The 16154-nt window shown below is 56.6% G+C and carries 19 protein-coding genes and 1 tRNA gene; 12 read left to right on the top strand and 8 right to left on the bottom strand.

The genetic code is table 11. The features are described 5' to 3' along the window. Window positions 1-38 precede the first annotated feature (38 nt). Genes ATI45_RS22930 through ATI45_RS22920 form a run of 3 tightly spaced genes read right to left on the bottom strand, consistent with a single transcriptional unit; the run spans window position 39 to window position 712 of the window. A complete protein-coding gene (locus ATI45_RS22930) occupies window positions 39-239 on the bottom strand; it encodes a zinc ribbon domain-containing protein (RefSeq protein WP_228706268.1) in 201 nt (66 codons plus the stop codon). Then, window positions 178-543 (bottom strand): transposase, encoded by a 366-nt coding sequence (locus tag ATI45_RS22925; RefSeq protein ID WP_267283838.1) that lies wholly within the window; start codon window positions 541-543, stop codon window positions 178-180. Before ATI45_RS22925 ends, ATI45_RS22930 begins: the two co-directional genes overlap by 62 nt. A 7-nt stretch (window positions 544-550) precedes the next feature. Further along, window positions 551-712 (bottom strand): helix-turn-helix domain-containing protein, encoded by a 162-nt coding sequence (locus ATI45_RS22920; RefSeq protein WP_267283862.1) that lies wholly within the window; start codon window positions 710-712, stop codon window positions 551-553. Window positions 713-781: 69 nt separating this feature from the next. Here ATI45_RS22920 and ATI45_RS22915 point away from each other — a divergent pair, with 69 nt between their 5' ends. Together ATI45_RS22915 and phrB are read left to right on the top strand one after the other, a co-directional pair. Further along, window positions 782-979, top strand: a complete 198-nt coding sequence (locus ATI45_RS22915; protein WP_416376576.1) for a transposase — start codon at window positions 782-784, stop codon at window positions 977-979. 171 nt (window positions 980-1150) lie between these two features. Continuing rightward, on the top strand, window positions 1151-2605 hold the full coding sequence (gene phrB, locus ATI45_RS20495) for a deoxyribodipyrimidine photo-lyase (protein ID WP_098421399.1): 1455 nt from the start codon (window positions 1151-1153) through the stop codon (window positions 2603-2605). A 135-nt stretch (window positions 2606-2740) separates the two neighbouring features. On the opposite strand, the gene ATI45_RS20490 is transcribed toward phrB, so the two are convergent. The 4 genes from ATI45_RS20490 to hemA all read right to left on the bottom strand — a co-directional run bounded on the left by ATI45_RS20490 (window position 2741) and on the right by hemA (window position 6881). Then, window positions 2741-3490, bottom strand: coding sequence for a molybdopterin-synthase adenylyltransferase MoeB (locus ATI45_RS20490; RefSeq protein ID WP_098421398.1), 750 nt, complete (start codon window positions 3488-3490; stop codon window positions 2741-2743). Window positions 3491-3599: 109 nt separating this feature from the next. Further along, the gene (gene prmC, locus ATI45_RS20485) at window positions 3600-4517 is read right to left on the bottom strand and encodes a peptide chain release factor N(5)-glutamine methyltransferase (RefSeq protein WP_228736031.1); all 918 of its coding nucleotides are present in this window, start codon (window positions 4515-4517) and stop codon (window positions 3600-3602) included. After that, on the bottom strand, window positions 4507-5595 hold the full coding sequence (gene prfA, locus ATI45_RS20480) for a peptide chain release factor 1 (protein ID WP_098421397.1): 1089 nt from the start codon (window positions 5593-5595) through the stop codon (window positions 4507-4509). The genes prmC and prfA overlap by 11 nt, the downstream gene beginning before the upstream one ends. Continuing rightward, on the bottom strand, window positions 5592-6881 hold the full coding sequence (hemA, locus tag ATI45_RS20475; protein WP_098421843.1) for a glutamyl-tRNA reductase: 1290 nt from the start codon (window positions 6879-6881) through the stop codon (window positions 5592-5594). Before hemA ends, prfA begins: the two co-directional genes overlap by 4 nt. Window positions 6882-7087: 206 nt before the next feature. Between hemA and ATI45_RS20470 the strand changes: the two genes are divergently transcribed. The 8 genes from ATI45_RS20470 (at window position 7088) to ychF (ending at window position 14249) form a co-directional block, all read left to right on the top strand. Continuing rightward, the gene (locus ATI45_RS20470; protein ID WP_098421396.1) at window positions 7088-8965 is read left to right on the top strand and encodes a tetratricopeptide repeat protein; all 1878 of its coding nucleotides are present in this window, start codon (window positions 7088-7090) and stop codon (window positions 8963-8965) included. A gap of 50 nt (window positions 8966-9015) precedes the next feature. Next, window positions 9016-9615 carry a lipoprotein insertase outer membrane protein LolB gene (gene lolB, locus ATI45_RS20465; protein WP_179888295.1) on the top strand — a complete coding sequence of 200 codons (600 nt, stop codon included), beginning with the start codon at window positions 9016-9018 and terminating at the stop codon, window positions 9613-9615. Next, window positions 9615-10478, top strand: coding sequence for a 4-(cytidine 5'-diphospho)-2-C-methyl-D-erythritol kinase (gene ispE, locus ATI45_RS20460; protein WP_098421394.1), 864 nt, complete (start codon window positions 9615-9617; stop codon window positions 10476-10478). The genes lolB and ispE overlap by 1 nt, the downstream gene beginning before the upstream one ends. Window positions 10479-10497: 19 nt before the next feature. Continuing rightward, window positions 10498-10572: transfer RNA gene (locus ATI45_RS20455), tRNA-Gln, on the top strand. Between the two features lie 52 nt (window positions 10573-10624). Continuing rightward, window positions 10625-11575, top strand: a complete 951-nt coding sequence (locus tag ATI45_RS20450) for a ribose-phosphate diphosphokinase (protein ID WP_098421393.1) — start codon at window positions 10625-10627, stop codon at window positions 11573-11575. A 186-nt stretch (window positions 11576-11761) separates the two neighbouring features. Then, entirely contained in the window at window positions 11762-12394 is a 633-nt protein-coding gene (locus ATI45_RS20445; protein ID WP_098421392.1) for a 50S ribosomal protein L25/general stress protein Ctc, read from the top strand. Window positions 12395-12418: 24 nt separating this feature from the next. Continuing rightward, complete coding sequence (gene pth / locus ATI45_RS20440; RefSeq protein ID WP_098421391.1) at window positions 12419-13009, top strand: aminoacyl-tRNA hydrolase; 591 nt, start codon at window positions 12419-12421, stop codon at window positions 13007-13009. Between the two features lie 148 nt (window positions 13010-13157). Then, a complete protein-coding gene (gene ychF / locus ATI45_RS20435) occupies window positions 13158-14249 on the top strand; it encodes a redox-regulated ATPase YchF (protein ID WP_098421390.1) in 1092 nt (363 codons plus the stop codon). Between the two features lie 73 nt (window positions 14250-14322). Here the strand turns inward: ychF and ATI45_RS20430 are convergent, their stop codons facing one another. Then, window positions 14323-15291, bottom strand: coding sequence for an asparaginase (locus ATI45_RS20430; protein ID WP_098421389.1), 969 nt, complete (start codon window positions 15289-15291; stop codon window positions 14323-14325). Between the two features lie 211 nt (window positions 15292-15502). On the opposite strand from ATI45_RS20430, the gene ATI45_RS22910 reads away from it, so the two are divergent. Then, window positions 15503-15886 carry a methyl-accepting chemotaxis protein gene (locus tag ATI45_RS22910; protein ID WP_416376672.1) on the top strand — a complete coding sequence of 128 codons (384 nt, stop codon included), beginning with the start codon at window positions 15503-15505 and terminating at the stop codon, window positions 15884-15886. Then, complete coding sequence (locus ATI45_RS23395) at window positions 15879-16022, top strand: hypothetical protein (protein ID WP_179888439.1); 144 nt, start codon at window positions 15879-15881, stop codon at window positions 16020-16022. The genes ATI45_RS22910 and ATI45_RS23395 overlap by 8 nt, the downstream gene beginning before the upstream one ends. Window positions 16023-16154: the final 132 nt, after the last annotated feature.

Below are 16154 nucleotides of genomic sequence, written 5' to 3'. Positions count from 1 at the left end.
ATCCTCCCCGCCCTGAAAGAGGGGGATTCCTACTGCGCTCAGGCGTGGCATTGAGCCACCCTTGAGTCGCTTCGGTGGGTTCCTGTTGCTGACGGCATTACCGCACCGTTCACTTCACAGGCTAACCGGGCATGACCTGCCCTTAAAATATTGATTGCGGCGTTGAGGTCTGCATTTTCAGCATACCCACATTCGACACATTCGAATTGCGATTGAGTCTTGCAATTCTCTGCACAAATATGACCGCAGGCCGGATTTGGCTTTTACGCTTCGCCTTGGTGCCTCAAGTGTGCCGCTTGCTGACTTGCTCATATTCGTGACGTTCAGATCTTCGATGACGACCACCGCGTGGTTTTTGCTGATGATGTTCGAGATCTTGTGGAGAAAGTCATTGCGGGTATGAGCAACCCGTTGATACAACTTGGTGATACGGGCCTTCGCCTTTTTCCAATTGCGGCTGAATTTGACCTTGCGGCTCATGCGTCGCTGATACGTTGCCATCTTCGCAGCGCGGGTACGCAGCGCATTGACCGGCTCGAACATCGTGCCGTCAGAGAGCGTCGCACAAGTACGAGAATTCCTGCTTCCACGCTGGCAGCCAATTATTCATGCCAAAGCTGTTGGTGAATTTTTCACCGGCCGTATGTAGCTCTTGCTGACGATTCAAAGCCAAATTCCAAATCTTGCGAGCATTACCCGCGTACTGACGCATGGCGCGGATTTGCTCACCGTTTGGCTCAATCTGAAATTTGAATGCTTGAAGGCGTTTCATAGCTCAATTATGGTTGGTCCATGGAAAAAAACAATGATATTAGGCACGGGCGGCACTGCGTTTTTAGGGAAGAAAAAGTACGAGACACTTAAGAAAAAGTTATGGGGTAATGCCTTATGGTCGCCGTCTTACTTCGCTGGTAGTTGTGGTGGTGCACCCATTAGCATTATTCGCCAGTACATTGAGCAGCAGCAAACGCCGGAATGAGAATGTTGCTAACGAGAGGGACACCTGCGGTGTCCGCGCTATTCATCCCCGGCCTGACGGCCGAGGTTTTCCGCGCATTCCGATAAACGCATGATTTTATTGGATGCACGAGGTGTAATTACCCGTATGGTTAGCTCTGCCCAACCCCTTTACCCATACTCAGGAGACACCATGACTCAGCTGGTCTGGTTCCGTAACGACCTTAGAGCCGCCGACAATCCGGCCCTGGCCGCCGCCTGCCAGAGCGCTACGCTATCCTCCGGCGAGCCGGTTGAAGCCTGCTTTATAGTTACCACAGAGCAGTGGCTTAGCCACGACTGGTCGGCGGCCAAGGTGCGCCTGATGTTAGACCACGCCGACGCGCTGGCACAGGAACTGGCCAGGCTGGGTATTGCCCTGAGTTTTTTGCGAGCCGCAGACTTTGAGCAGTCGCTGGATACACTGGAAACCTTTTGCCGCGAGCATAAGATCAGCCAGGTGCATTTCAACGAAGAATACGGCGTGAACGAGCGCCGCCGCGACAAAGCTCTGAAGCCACGGCTGGACGCGCTTGGCGTTAAAGTCAGCAAGTACCGTGACCAGGCCGCCGTGCCGGTGGGCGAAGTGTTGACCCAACAGAGTGAGCCTTATTCGGTGTTCACGCCGTTTTCCCGGCGCTGGCGCAGTTGGCAGGAAGAACAGCAGCCGGCTTTGTTAGCGGTGCCGAAGAAAGTGGGCAAATCGATAACAGGCGCCGACGTTAAAAACAGCGGCAGCGTGATTCTGAAGAAAGAAGTGGATGAGCTGTTTGGCGAAGCACCGCCGGCGCTGGTGGCCACAGGGGAGAACGCCGCCCACGATGCTTTACAGGATTTTTTGCAGGAGCGTGCGGGTGATTACAAGAAAGATCGCGACTTTCCCGCGATTGAGGGCACTAGCAAATTATCGCCCTACCTGGCCATAGGCGCGCTGTCTGGGCGCCAATGTGTGCAGGCGGCGTGGCAACTGAAACAGTCAATTGCCAGCAAAGCCGACGCCGAGGAAGGGTTTTTTACCTGGGTGACCGAGTTGGCCTGGCGTGATTTTTATATTCACATTCTTTACCACTGCCCGCGAGTGAGCATGCACCGGGCGTTCAAGCCCGAAACCGAAGCCCTACACTGGAACACCGCCGACGAGCATTTCGAAGCCTGGAAAAATGGTCGAACAGGCATACCGATGGTAGACGCCGCCATGCGCCAACTCAACGCCACCGGCTGGATGCACAACCGTCTGCGGATGGTGGCGGCGATGTTTCTGACCAAAAATCTGTTTATTGACTGGCGCCGGGGCGAGGCCTATTTCATGTCGAAACTGGCAGATGGCTACCTGCCGTCGAACAATGGTGGCTGGCAGTGGAGTGCGTCTACCGGCACCGATGCGTCGCCCTACTTCCGGGTTTTTAACCCCATGACCCAGGGCGAACGCTTTGATGCAGACGGCGAGTTTATTCGCCACTGGGTGCCGGAACTGGCGAAGCTGGACAGCAAGCGGGTTCATAATCCGGGTAAAGGCGGGGTGATACCTGAGGGGTATCCCAGGCCGATTGTGGATTTGAAGGAGAGTCGGAAAGAGGCGATAGCGCGGTTTCAGGCGTTGCGGGACTAACGAGAAATCTGGAACAGAAAAAGCGGGGACGGATTCGAAATCCGTCCCCTAATCGCAACCCCTAACCGGGGACAGACTTGAAGTCTGTCCCCTACTTGGTTGAAGTCTGTCCCCTACTTGGTAGAAGTCTGTCCCCTATCTGTTACTGCACACCGGGCAAGCGGGATCTTTGGCCAGCTTCATTTCGCGCCATTCCATGCGCCAGGCGTCGACAATCAACAGGCGGCCGACCAGGGTTTTGCCCACGCCGCTGATGACTTTTATCGCTTCCATCGCCTGGGCGGCGCCGATCATGCCCACCAGCGGGGCGATTACGCCGGCCTCGGAGCAGGTCAGGTCTTCATTGCCTTGTTCCGGATACAGGCAGTGGTAGCACGGCGACTGCGGCTGGCGGCTATCGTAAACGCTGATCTGGCCTTCGCCACGGATGGCCGCACCAGACACCAGCGGTACGCCGGCTTTCACGCAGGCCCGGTTCAGGGCGAAGCGGGTGTTGAAGTTGTCACAGCAATCCAGCACCAGGCTTGCGTGTGCCACTGGCGCGTCAAAATCTTCATCCGCCAGCCGCTGGCGAATCACGTCTACCGTTATTAACGGGTTTATACCGCGAATGCGATCGGCCAGGCGCTCGGCTTTGGACTCACCCAGCTGGGCGGTTTCAAAAGCGATTTGGCGCTGCAGGTTGGCTACTTCGATGTGGTCGTCGTCTACCAGGGTCAGGTGCCCTACTCCGGCTGCGCCCAGGTAAAGCGCTACGGGGCAACCCAGGCCGCCGGAGCCCACTATTAATACGCGCGCGGATTTCAGCGCCTGCTGGCCGGCAATGTCAAAATTCGGCATTAAAATCTGGCGGCTGTAACGTAACAGCTCGTCGTCACTTAGCATGGTGAGCTCCGTTGACAGATCGGGGACAGATTTGAAATCTGTCCCCGTGGGTGGGATGTCTGGGCAGACCGGGGACGGAGAAAGCGGGGACGGATTTGAAATCCGTCCCCTACCTGGCCTGGCCGAGAGTCATTCGGTCATTGCGGCCGTAATCCTGACGGCTGTGTACCTGGTCAAAACCCTGTTGCTGAAGCAATGCCTGCACCGCCTGTGTCTGATCATAACCGTGCTCTAGCAGCAGCCAGCCGCCAGCGTTCAGCCAACTGGGCGCGGCGGCCACGATATGGCGGATATCATCCAGGCCATCGGCACCCGATACCAGCGCAGAGGCCGGCTCGAAACGAACGTCGCCTTCACTCAGGTGATGATCGGTGCTGGCAATATACGGCGGATTAGATACGATTAAATCAAAACAGAGAGCCGCGAGCTGGTCGAACCAATGGCTTTTCACCACCTGAATTGACAGATTCAGCGCCGCTGCGTTGCTCTGCGCCAAGGCTACAGCGTCATCTATAAGGTCACTGGCGATTATATTCCAATCAGGCCGTTCACTGGCCAGCGCCAGGGCAATGGCGCCAGTGCCCGTGCCCAAATCCAGAACCCGCGCCTGGGCTGGCAGATCCAGGGTCAGGGCGTGTTCGACCACGCATTCAGTATCGGGCCTTGGAATCAGCGTGGCAGCGCTTACCTGCAACGGCAATGACCAGAACTCCTGCTGCCCCAGCACATAAGCAACGGGCTCGCCGGTTGCGCGTTTGCTTACAAGCTGCTGAAACGCGGCCGCTTGCACCTGGCTGACCTGTTGTTCGGGAAAAGCACGAAAGCGGGTTCGGGACCACCCAGTTACTTGGGCCAGTAGCAACTCGGCGTCTAACTGTGGCGAGTCATTGCCGATGTGGCTTGCGGCGGCCCGTAGCAAATCGTCACAGCGTAAAGTGGCGGGGCCGACAGTGGCCGGGTCGACAGTGGCGGGGCCGACAGCGCCTGGATAAAAAGCGCCCGGGTCGTCAGCAGAATCAGCGGTCATCGGCCAGTGCAGCCAGCAGCTCGGCTTGGTGTTCTTGCAGCAATGGCGTGACCACCGAATCCAGATCGCCGGCAATCACTTCATCCAGCTTGTACAGGGTCAAATTAATGCGGTGATCAGTCACCCGGCTTTGGGGAAAGTTGTAGGTGCGAATGCGCTCGGAACGGTCGCCGCTGCCCACCAGGCTCTTGCGGGTTTCAGCCATGCTCTGATGGGCACGTTCGGTTTCAATGTTCTGTAAGCGCGAAGCCAGAAGGCTCATGGCCTTGGCCCGGTTTTTATGCTGAGAGCGCTCTTCCTGGCATTCCACCACCATGCCACTTGGCAGGTGGGTAATGCGGATGGCAGAGTCGGTTTTGTTAACGTGCTGGCCGCCGGCACCAGAGGCGCGAAAGGTGTCTATTCGCAAGTCGCCTTTGTTGATTTCTACGGCTTCAGTTTCGTCGGCTTCCGGCATAACAGCCACCGTGCAAGCCGAGGTGTGAATGCGGCCCTGAGATTCGGTTTCCGGTACCCTTTGCACACGATGTACACCGGATTCGAATTTCAGCGTGCCGTAAACGCCACTGCCGGCCACCCGTGCAATCACTTCTTTGTAACCGCCGTGTTCACCGTCGCTGGCGCTGAGAATTTCCACCTGCCAACGCCGGCGTTCGGCAAAACGGCTGTACATGCGAAACAGGTCGCCGGCAAATATGGCGGCTTCGTCGCCGCCGGTACCGGCGCGCACTTCCAGAAACACGTTTTTGCCGTCATTCGGGTCTTTCGGCAGCATCAGGCCTTGCAGTTCTGCGTCCAGCCCTTCGCTGGCTTGCTGGGCGGTGTGCAGTTCGTCTTCCGCCATTTCACGCATGTCGGCGTCGCCGTCTTTGCACATTTCGCGGGCTTCATTGATGTCCACAAGAGAGTGCTGCCAGGCCTGAAAGCACTGCACCACCGGCTCTATTTCGGCGTATTCACGGGACAGCTCGCGAAATTTGTTCTGGTTGGCAATCACGCCGGCATCGCTGAGCAAGGCACTGACTTCTTCAAAACGTTCAACAAGCTGTTCAAGGCGAGACTGAATAGACGGCTTCATATTTTTCCAACGGGGGTCTTATGGTCGGTTTCTTCTGCATCAAGCTGGTGCAATTCCCGCAACCATTCGGTGACCTCGGTGCGCCCGGCGGTGGTGGCCTTGCGTACCTGGATTGACGGTTGGTGTAGCAACTTGTTGGTAATACCACGGGCCAGGCTGCGCAGCACGGTTTCCGGATCGGCGCCGTTGCGCAAGGAGCGCAGCGCTTTTTCGGTTTCGGCATCGCGCAGGTCTTCGGCTCGCCGGCGGAACTGCTTCAGGGTAAATACGGCGTCCAGTGCGCGCAGCTGGTTCAGAAATTCCTGCACACCCAGGTCAATCAGGTTTTCGGCTTCCCGGGCGGCGCCCTCGCGGGAGCGAATGTTCTCTTCAATCACCTGGCGCAGGTCATCAACGGTGTAAAGATACACGTCGTCGAGCTCGGCCACTTCCGGCTCTATGTCCCGCGGTACCGCAATATCCACCATGAAAAAGGGCTGGTGTTTGCGCTTTTTCAGGGCCCGCTCCACGGTGCCTTTGCCCAAAACAGGCAGCGGGCTGGCGGTGGACGAGATAATAATATCCACTTCGTGCAGATGTTCGGCAATGTCAGATAGCAGTATGCCCCTACCGCCGTGGACCTGAGCCAAGGTTTGCGCCCGCTCCAGGGTGCGGTTGGCCACCAGGAAATCTTTTACGCCGGCGTCTGCCAGGTGGCGGGCAACCAGTTCAATAGTTTTACCGGCGCCGATCAGCAGCGCTTTGTTGCGCGACATATCGGCAAATATGCGGTTGGCCATGCTGACCGCGGCGTAGGCAACAGACACCGGGTTTTCGCCAATAGCGGTTTGAGTGCGAACCCGCTTGGCTACCGAGAATGTGTGCTCGAACAGGCGCGCCAGAAACGAGCCACAGGCCTTGTGCTCCCGCGCCAGGGCATAAGCGTCTTTAAGCTGCCCCAGTATCTGCGGCTCCCCTAAAACCATGGAGTCCAGCCCGGCCGACACCCGCATCAGGTGGCGCACCGCCTCGCTGTCATGATGGACGTATATTACGTCTTCCAGATCGCCGGCATCGACGTTGTGAAAACCGGCCAACCAGCGCAATATCAAAGGAGCACAATCGTCGTCAGCTGCCAGGTAAATTTCGGTGCGGTTACAGGTAGAAAGGATGGCCGCCTCGGTTGCTCCGGCAGCCGCGCGCAGCTCTGCAAAGGCCTCGGCCATGCGCTCAGGGGTGAAGGCCACCCGCTCGCGGATTGCCACAGGAGCCGTGCGATGATTAATACCCAGCGTTACCAGTGCCATTTTGTGATTCAACAACCCTGCGCGCTTTGCGATTAATGAAATTTTAATATTACCGGTATTTTAGCTGTCTGAAGGCCGCGCTGCCACCCATAAGCCTTGCGCTGCGGCAAGTGCGGACACGTTAGGCAACATCTGGCGGTTATGCCATTATACGGTTTTGGCGCTCCACATCGGGTTTTACGCCTGCTTAACATACGGAATTTTGCATGCAAACATTCTTTTTCGGGCTCTTTTATCGCGCAGTTGATGGCGCCGTTGATGGCAATCGCCATTCCACTCGCCACTCTACTCGCCATCGCAACCTTCCCCGCGCTCTGGCCGCCGGCCTGCTGGGCCTGGCGATTTCGGGCTGCAGCAGCCTTTCGGGCTTTGACGACGCCAATCCAGACATGGATGCCGCCGAATCGAATGCCTCGGTGCCCGCCGCTGAGGCAACCAACTCTACGCCGGTGTACGGGGATTTCGAGCCAGAAGTTCTGTACCTGCTGACCTCTGCGGAAATTGCGGCCCAACGCGGTCGCTATGATATCACTTTGGGCCACTACGTGCGGGCCGCTCAGGTGTCCCGTGATGTCGGCGTTATTGAACGGGCAACCCGCATCGCCCAATCCCTGAACAGCGACAACGCTCAGCAGGAGCTGGTGAAGTTGTGGCTGGAAGTAGACCCCGACAGCATCGAAGCCCATCGCTCCGCCGCCATTCAGGCGGTAAAAAATAATGACCTGACACTGGCGCTGGTGCATATGGAGCGCATTATGGAACTCGGCGGCGACGCCGACTTTGACAGCCTGGCAGCCATGACAGCCAGCCTTTCGGCTGAGCGCCAGCAGAAGTTGTTGTCGCTGTACCTGGATTTGGCTGAGCGCCACAGCGACAACCCAGAGCTGGAATACAGCATTGCCCTATTGATGAAAATACGCGACATGCCGCAGTCGGCCATGGCGCGCCTGCAAACGCTGCTGGATAAACACCCCACTTTTCAACCAGCCATTATTCTGAAAGGGGACCTTCTGTACGGCAGCGACCAAAAACGCGCCGCGCTTGACCACCTGATGACCAACACCCGGCGCTTTCCCGGCAACCGACAAATGGGCGCTCTGTATGGCCGCATGCTGGTTAACGAGGGCGAGCTGCAAGCCGCGCAAGACGAATTCGAGCGACTGGTGAACCGCTACCCGGATATGTCTGAGCTGCGCCTGTCCCACGCGCTGGTGGCGATTGAAAACCAGCAAGGAGACATCGCCCGCAAAGAGCTGACGTTTTTGCTGAACCGTGGCCAGCAAGCCCCTGAAGCCAACTATTATTTAGGCCGACTGGCAGACAATGAAAACCGCTTTGCACAGGCGATTAATTTCTATCAGGCCGTGGGCGATGGCGTTTATTACCTGCCCGCCCAAGCCAGAGCCAGCACTTTGTTGGCTGAAACCGGCGAGCTGAAGCAAGCGGTTGATGCCATTCAGCGACTACGCCAAACCAATCCAGGCCGCTCCGAAGCGCTGTGGATGATTGAAATCAACCTGCTGTTAGAGCAGGGCCAACAGCAGCAGGCCGCCGCCGCCATTGACCAGGCGCTGCTGCAACATCCGGACAATATCCAGATTCGTTACGCTCGTGCCATGCTGATGGACAGCCAGGGCAATACCGAAGAAGCGGTGCAAGACCTGGAGCAGATTGTGCGCGACGACGTCGACAACGCGGTGGCTTTGAATGCACTCGGGTACATTCTGACCATTCGCACCGAGCGCCTTTTTGAGGCCCGACAGTTGATTGGGCGAGCGCTGGAGCTTGCGCCCGAAAACCCGGCCATTCTCGACAGCATGGGCTGGCTACTGTACCGCGAAGGCAAATTGCAACAGGCTCTGGATTACCTGTCCCGCGCCTGGGCCGCCTTCCCGGACCCCGAAGTAGCCGCCCATTACGGCGAAGTCTTGTGGATGACCGGCGCCGACGAGCAGGCACGTATTATCTGGGAGCAGGGGCTAAAACAGGACCCACAGCACGAAGTATTGCTGGAAACCATTGAACGGGTAGGCTCGCAGCCGGCACCCAATACCGACACTGTTGATGCTACGGCTGGCGAATAACCGTGTTTTTTTTAACCTTGACCAAAGCGTGGCTTCGCCACACTGTTTTAATGCTTGTGCTGGCTACGCTGAGCGCCTGTAGCACGATTATTCTGGAGCCCTTACCGGAAGGCCTGACCGACCAGCCTCCCACCTCCTGGCCAGACACCGTGCGCCAGCGGCAGAATCTTAATCACTGGCAACTGACCGGCAAGCTTGCCGTTAAGCAGCCTTCAGACAGCGGTAGCGCGCTGATTAACCAATGGGTACAACACAACGAAGACTATGACCTGACCCTGTCTTCTGCTTTTTTGGGCATGGGCCGCACTCGGCTTAAAGGCTCACCCGACTTTATCGAACTGACACTGGCCGATGGCGAGCGTTACCAATCCGCTGAACCAGACGAGCTGGTACTGGCGGCAACGGGCTGGCGCTTGCCATTGAACCAGCTGACCTGGTGGGTGCGGGGTTTAACCGCGCCCGATGGCGACTTCCGCCTGCTGTTCGACAGCACCGGGGAACTGGTGGCTATTCGCCAGAGCGGCTGGCATATCCAATACGACCGCTGGTACAGCGCCAGCGCCGAACTGCCGGCACTGCCCGCCCGCATCACTGCAACCAAGGGCGAGAAGCGCGTGCGCATGGCGATCACTGACTGGCAGGCGCTTTAATGATGACGAGCATTACCTTGCCAGCGCCGGCAAAGCTGAATCTGTTTTTGCACATCAATGGCCGCCGCGCCGACGGTTACCATCTGCTTCAAACCCTGTTCCAGTTTCTGGACTACGGCGATGAACTGACTTTTGAGCTGACGCCCTATAAGCCCGGCATACGCCTGGCGCAATCGATGCCCGGGATAGCCGATGCGGACAACCTGATTATCAAGGCGGCTCTCGCATTGGCCGGGGACGCGCTGTGGCAGTTGCCCGGTGTAACCATCAGTATCTGCAAGAAACTGCCCATGGGCGGTGGCTTGGGCGGCGGAAGTTCTAACGCCGCAACCACCCTGCTGGCGTTGAATCACCTGTGGCAGCTTGGCCATGACGAAGACGCTCTGGCAGAAATGGGCCTGAAATTGGGCGCCGATGTACCGGTTTTTGTACGCGGTCACGCAGCCATCGGCGAAGGCGTCGGTGAACAGCTGACGCCTGCAAACCCGCCACAAGACTGGTTCGTGGTGCTCAAGCCCGAATGTGACATTCAGACCGCCAAGATTTTTTCAGCAAAAGGGTTGACAAGGAACACTCCAAAAATGACAATGGCGCCCGCTTTTGAGGGAGACGCCTCGAGGTACAAAAACGACTGTGAAGCAACGGTTCGCGAACTGTATCCTGATGTCGCCAGAAGCCTGGATTGGCTTTCGCAATTCGGACCTGCAAGATTAACCGGAACAGGGGCTTGCATTTTTGGCCGTTTCCCGACAGAATCCGCAGCCCGGATTATCTGGGAAAGCAGACCCTCCGGCATCAAGGGTTTCGTAGCTAGAGGGGTGAATCATTCACCTCTACACCAGAAACTAGCAGAGTTAAAATGATGCCAAATAAGCACGACACTGGGGTGTCGCCAAGTGGTAAGGCAACGGGTTTTGATCCCGTCATGCGCAGGTTCGAATCCTGCCACCCCAGCCATCTTTCTCCTGCTTCCTCTGAATCACACGCCGATACCGAGAAGGATGCTATCGTGTCCAAGTTAATGATTTTTGCCGGCAACGCCAATCCTGACCTTGCCCACGCGATTTCCAAGCAACTCCATATTCCAGTTGGCAACGCAACAGTCGGTTGTTTTAGCGATGGTGAAACCACCGTTGAAATTAACGAAAATGTGCGCGGCCACGATGTTTTTATCATCCAGCCTACGTGCCACCCCACCAACGACAATTTGATGGAACTTATTGTGATGGCCGACGCCCTGCGCCGGGCTTCAGCGTCACGTATCACCGCGGTTATCCCCTATTACGGATACGCCCGTCAGGATCGTCGAGTTCGCTCCAGCCGTGTCGCCATCAGCGCCAAAGTGGTTGCTGACATGATTTCCAGCATTGGTGTAGATCGGGTACTGACCGTAGACTTGCACGCCGATCAGATTCAAGGCTTCTTCGACATTCCGGTAGACAATATTTACGCCACACCGGTACTGATTGAAGACATTGAAAAGCAACGTTTTGAAAACTTTGTTGTGGTATCGCCCGACGTTGGCGGTGTTGTGCGGGCCCGCGCCGTGGCCAAGCGCCTGGATGACGCAGATCTTGCGATTATCGACAAGCGTCGCCCCAAAGCCAACGTGTCCCAGGTTATGCACATTATTGGTGACGTGCGTGGCAAGGTTTGCATTCTGGTTGACGACATTGTTGATACCGCCGGCACCCTGTGCAAAGCCGCCGAAGCCCTGAAAAAGCACGGAGCATCGCGAGTTGTGGCCTACATCACTCACCCGGTGCTGTCAGGCAAAGCCATCGAAAACATCAATAATTCCGAACTGGACGAACTGGTGGTGTGCGACACCATTCCTCTGGGTGAAAAAGCCCGGCAATGTGATAGAATCCGTCCCCTCAGTATGGCCGGACTGCTCGCGGAGTCTATTCGCCGCGTTAGCAACGAAGAATCTATCAGCGCCATGTTCGAGAATGTCTAAGTCGATCTGATTTTTGAGCCGTTCCGAATAACTGGAACAGTTTCAAATAGACCGCAAAAGCAAATACCGGTACGGGAGCCACAACGGCTCCCGTACCTTTTCATAGCTGGCACCGCCGGCTTTTTAAAACCTCATCTGTAAAGGGCCTGGTCGCGGGCCGTGCAGATGACGATAAGGATACTTACCATGTCTCAGGACTTTGTACTTACAGCATTTCCTCGTGACGACCAGGGGAGAGGTGCGAGCCGCCGCCTGCGTCGCGAAGAGCGTAAAATCCCGGCCATCATCTACGGTGGTCACAAAGACGCTACGCCCATCTCCATCTGGCACAACGATCTGAAAAAGGCGCTTGAAAACGAAGCGTTCTACTCTCGCGTTCTGACCATTGAACTGAACGGCGAAAAAGAAAGCGTTATCCTGAAGGATCTGCAGCGTCACCCGTACAAGCCGCTTCTGAGCCACGCTGACTTCCAGCGCGTTAACAAAGACGAAGAAATCTTCGTTCACGTACCGCTGCACTTGGTGAACGAAGAAACTGCTCCGGCCATCAAGACCTTTGGTGGCGTTGCCTTCCGTTTGATGACCCAGGTAGAAGTAGCCTGTTTACCGGAGAACCTGCCAGAGTTCATCGAAATCGACCTGTTTGACGTCGAGATGGATGGCATTGTGCACATGAGCGAACTGAAGCTTCCAGAAGGCGTTCGCATTCCAGCACTGCAGCACGGCGCAGAGCACGACCAGGCTATTGTTACCATCAACAAGCCTAAAGGCGTGAAGTCTGACACCGTTGAAGACGAAGAAGAAGGCGAAGACAAGTAGTAATCACTGCGGGGACGACGGCAGATGGCACAGGATATTGTCATGGTGGTTGGACTGGGTAACCCTGGTGCCGATTACGAGAATACCCGCCATAATGCCGGCGCCCTCTTCGTTGAGGCACTGGCCCGCGATGCGGGTCAGGCGCTTCGCCTTGAAAAGAAATACCACGGCCTTTATGCCCGTATTCAATGGCAAGGCGTGGAACTGCATTTGCTGAACCCTTTAACGTTCATGAATCGCAGCGGTTTGTCGGTAAAAGCGCTGGCAGACTTTTTCAAGATACTCCCCGAACAGATTCTGATCGCCCACGACGAACTCGATTTACCCCCGGGCACCGCGAAACTGAAAAAAGGCGGCGGTCACGGCGGTCATAATGGTTTGCGCGACAGCATTGCACACCTTGGCACCAACAATTTCCAGCGCTTGCGACTTGGCATTGGCCACCCTGGCGAAGCCCGTCAGGTAACCGGCTATGTACTGAGCCGCCTGGGCAAACAGGAAGCCGAAGCACTGAACGCGGTCTTCGATGAAACCATGCGCGTGCTGCCAGACGCCGCCAACGGCAACATGGCCGCGGCCATGAACCGCCTGCACGGCTTTGACGCCAACGCTTAAATCAGGGACAGATTTGAAATCTGTCCCTAAGCACGAACCGAGAAACCAGGGACAGATTTCAAATCTGTCCCTAAGCAAGCATCACACAGCGGGGACAGACTTTAAGTCTGTCCCCTAGGCACATTTTCAGCAGCATCAGAGGCACTCCATGGGATTTAACTGCGGCATCGTCGGCCTTCCCAACGTCGGCAAATCTACCTTGTTCAACGCACTGACCAACGCAGGCATTGGCGCAGAAAACTTTCCGTTCTGCACCATCGAGCCCAACGCCGGCGTAGTGGCCATGCCCGACCCGCGCCTGACCAAGCTGGCCGAGATTGTTAAGCCCCAGCGTGTTGTGCCAACCACCATGGAGTTTGTGGACATTGCCGGGCTGGTAGCCGGTGCGTCCAAGGGCGAAGGCCTGGGCAACCAGTTTCTGGCCAACATCCGCCAGACCGAAGCCATTGCCCACGTAGTGCGTTGTTTTGACGACAGCAATGTTATTCACGTGGCCAACAAGATAAGCCCGGCGGATGACATAGAGGTGATCAACACCGAACTGGCGCTGGCCGACATGGACACCGTGGAAAAAGCCATCAGGCGGGTACAGCGCATCGCCAAAGGCGGTGACAAAGAAGCCAAAGCCCAGCTGGATATTTTTGAACGCTTGCTTCCGGTTCTGAACGAAGGCCAACCGGTACGCAGTATGGGCCTGACTAAAGACGAACTGCTGCTGATTCGGGAACTGTGCCTGCTGACCATCAAGCCCACCATGTACATCGCCAACGTGGCCGAAGACGGCTTCGAGAACAATCCGTACCTGGACACCGTGCGCGAAATCGCCGCTGCCGAAAACGCCGTGGTGGTGCCCATCTGTAACAAAATTGAAGCAGAAATCTCCGAACTGGAAGACGACGAAAAAAGCATGTTCCTGGACGAGATGGGCATGGAAGAGCCCGGCCTTGACCGCGTGATTCGCGCTGGCTACGGCTTGCTGGGCCTGCAGACCTACTTTACCGCCGGTGTGAAGGAAGTACGCGCCTGGACCGTAAAAATTGGCGCCACTGCGCCCCAGGCCGCCGCCGTGATACACACCGACTTCGAACGCGGTTTTATTCGTGCCGAGGTGATTGGCTACGAAGACTTCATCCAGTTCAAAGGTGAAGCCGGCGCCAAAGACGCCGGAAAATGGCGCCTGGAAGGCAAAGAATACATCGTCAAAAACGGCGATGTGGTGCACTTCCGCTTTAATGTCTGATTAAAATAACGGAAACACTCAGCGCTTTTTGAAGAGCCTGAAACGGTCGCTACTGCAAGGGGCAGCCAGACTGTCAGGAAAATAGCGACTGATCGATTGGCATATTGCACGACAAAGCGCACATAAGCCGCAGCCGGGCCTTTCTGGCATTAAGGTGGCTGGCCTTGAGCACGCCTATCGCGACCTGTTCAGCCAGTGACCCCCGGTACTCATAGGCCTCTGCGAGCCTGCCCCATTGGGTCGACGACACGACCACCACAGGGACGCCCGTGGCACGCAGGACGCCAAGCGGTTCCATCCAGTCCGGTGGAACCTGGCCACGGCCGACAGCGTCTATTATTAGCCCCTGGGCGCCGTTGGCCACCGCCGCTTCAAGCAGAGCCGGCGATGCGCCAAGCGCTACCGGAATAATATCCACCCGCGGCAGCTGCTCGCCCGGCGCAATTGCGCATAAGCGTTGCAATCGCTTGGTGAGCCGGACCTCGTCGCCGTCGACAAAACCCACGGGCCCGATACCCGGCGAACCAAAGCCATTAAGCTGATAGCTGCTGAGTTTGCGCACAGAGCTTGCCCCGTGAATCTCTTCATTGAACACCACCAGTGCGCCGGCGCCCCGTGCCTGCGGCGCATTCGCTACCTTCAACGCATCGCGAAGATTGGGGCCGGCATCCGATCCCGTGGCATAGGGCACTCGCTGAGCGCCCGTGACCACAAGAGCAGTGTCTTCAAGCGCCAGGCTTGTGTCGAGGAAATAGGCCGTATCTTCGAGGGTGTCCGTGCCTTGGGACACAACCAACCCGGCCACATCTTTACGCTGCGACAACTCGAGACACAACGTTCTCAACTGCAGCAGATCGTCAATGGTGATGGCATTGCTGGGCTTCTGGTAAAGAGTGATAACTTCCACCGGACCGTCGCTATCAATCTGCAACGTATCCATCAACTCTTTGCCTGAAAGGGCACCCGCAATCGCCCGCCCCGAACTGCCCGGAAGACTGGCGATGGTGCCGCCCAGTGAAATAAGTACGACAGTACTTTTCATATTCGTATCTTCAGAAAAAAATGGTCAGGATGTTTGATCGTACAATATAGAATAAATACTTTACTGCAACAATGAGTTCGAGGCCGTCAGCGGTTTCACCAGGGAAGAGCTGATTGGCAGTCCGCACAACATTCAGCTGACGGCTGAAAAGGCTCAAAGCGCTACCTCCCTGGTTGCACAGGGCAGTGATGTCGCCCAGACCACGCTGACGGTGATTGAAGCGCTGTCCGTTACGGTTGATCAGGTGCGCACTGCTGTGGAAAGCCTGGCGACTGAAACTGACCACATCAATACAGCAGCCAGCTTAATTCAATCCATTGCAGACCAAACCAACCTGCTGGCCCTCAATGCTGCCATTGAGGCCGCCCGAGCGAGCGAGCACGGCCGCGGGTTTGCGGTTGTAGCAGACGAAGTTCGCTCACTGGCGCAAAAAACCTGTGGATCAACCGAATCCATTCAGAAGATCATCACTACCCTTCGATCCAGTGCCAAGGATGAAAGCTTGGAAAGCGTTTCTAAAACAAGCGATAGTGACCAGGCTTTGGAAAAAATAACGGCCGACCTCCATGGCCTGACGGAGCGCTTTAATGCCTAAAGGCACCTTACCAGGCTCTGACGCAGTTGAAGACCTGGACATTGAACAGCTGCGTACGGCCTTTGGCCTCCAAAGTGCCATTTTGGAGGCAACCTTGCTGGACGCTCTGTGCAGCAAGTCTTTCATCCGGCGATGACGCTTGTTGGTCACAGCGCGAACGCCCGGCTGATCCGTTGCGAGTGCGATGAGGTTGTTGATGCCTAAATCGATCCCGGCCTTGCGGGATTTGTCGAGAAGACGGCAGAAACGGCCCGCCTCCACGATTTTT

The organism is Marinobacter sp. LV10MA510-1 (genome assembly GCF_002563885.1).
Classification (GTDB): domain Bacteria; phylum Pseudomonadota; class Gammaproteobacteria; order Pseudomonadales; family Oleiphilaceae; genus Marinobacter.
Note: the sequence above shows the minus strand (reverse complement) of the source record. Positions and strands in the feature narration are given on the sequence as shown.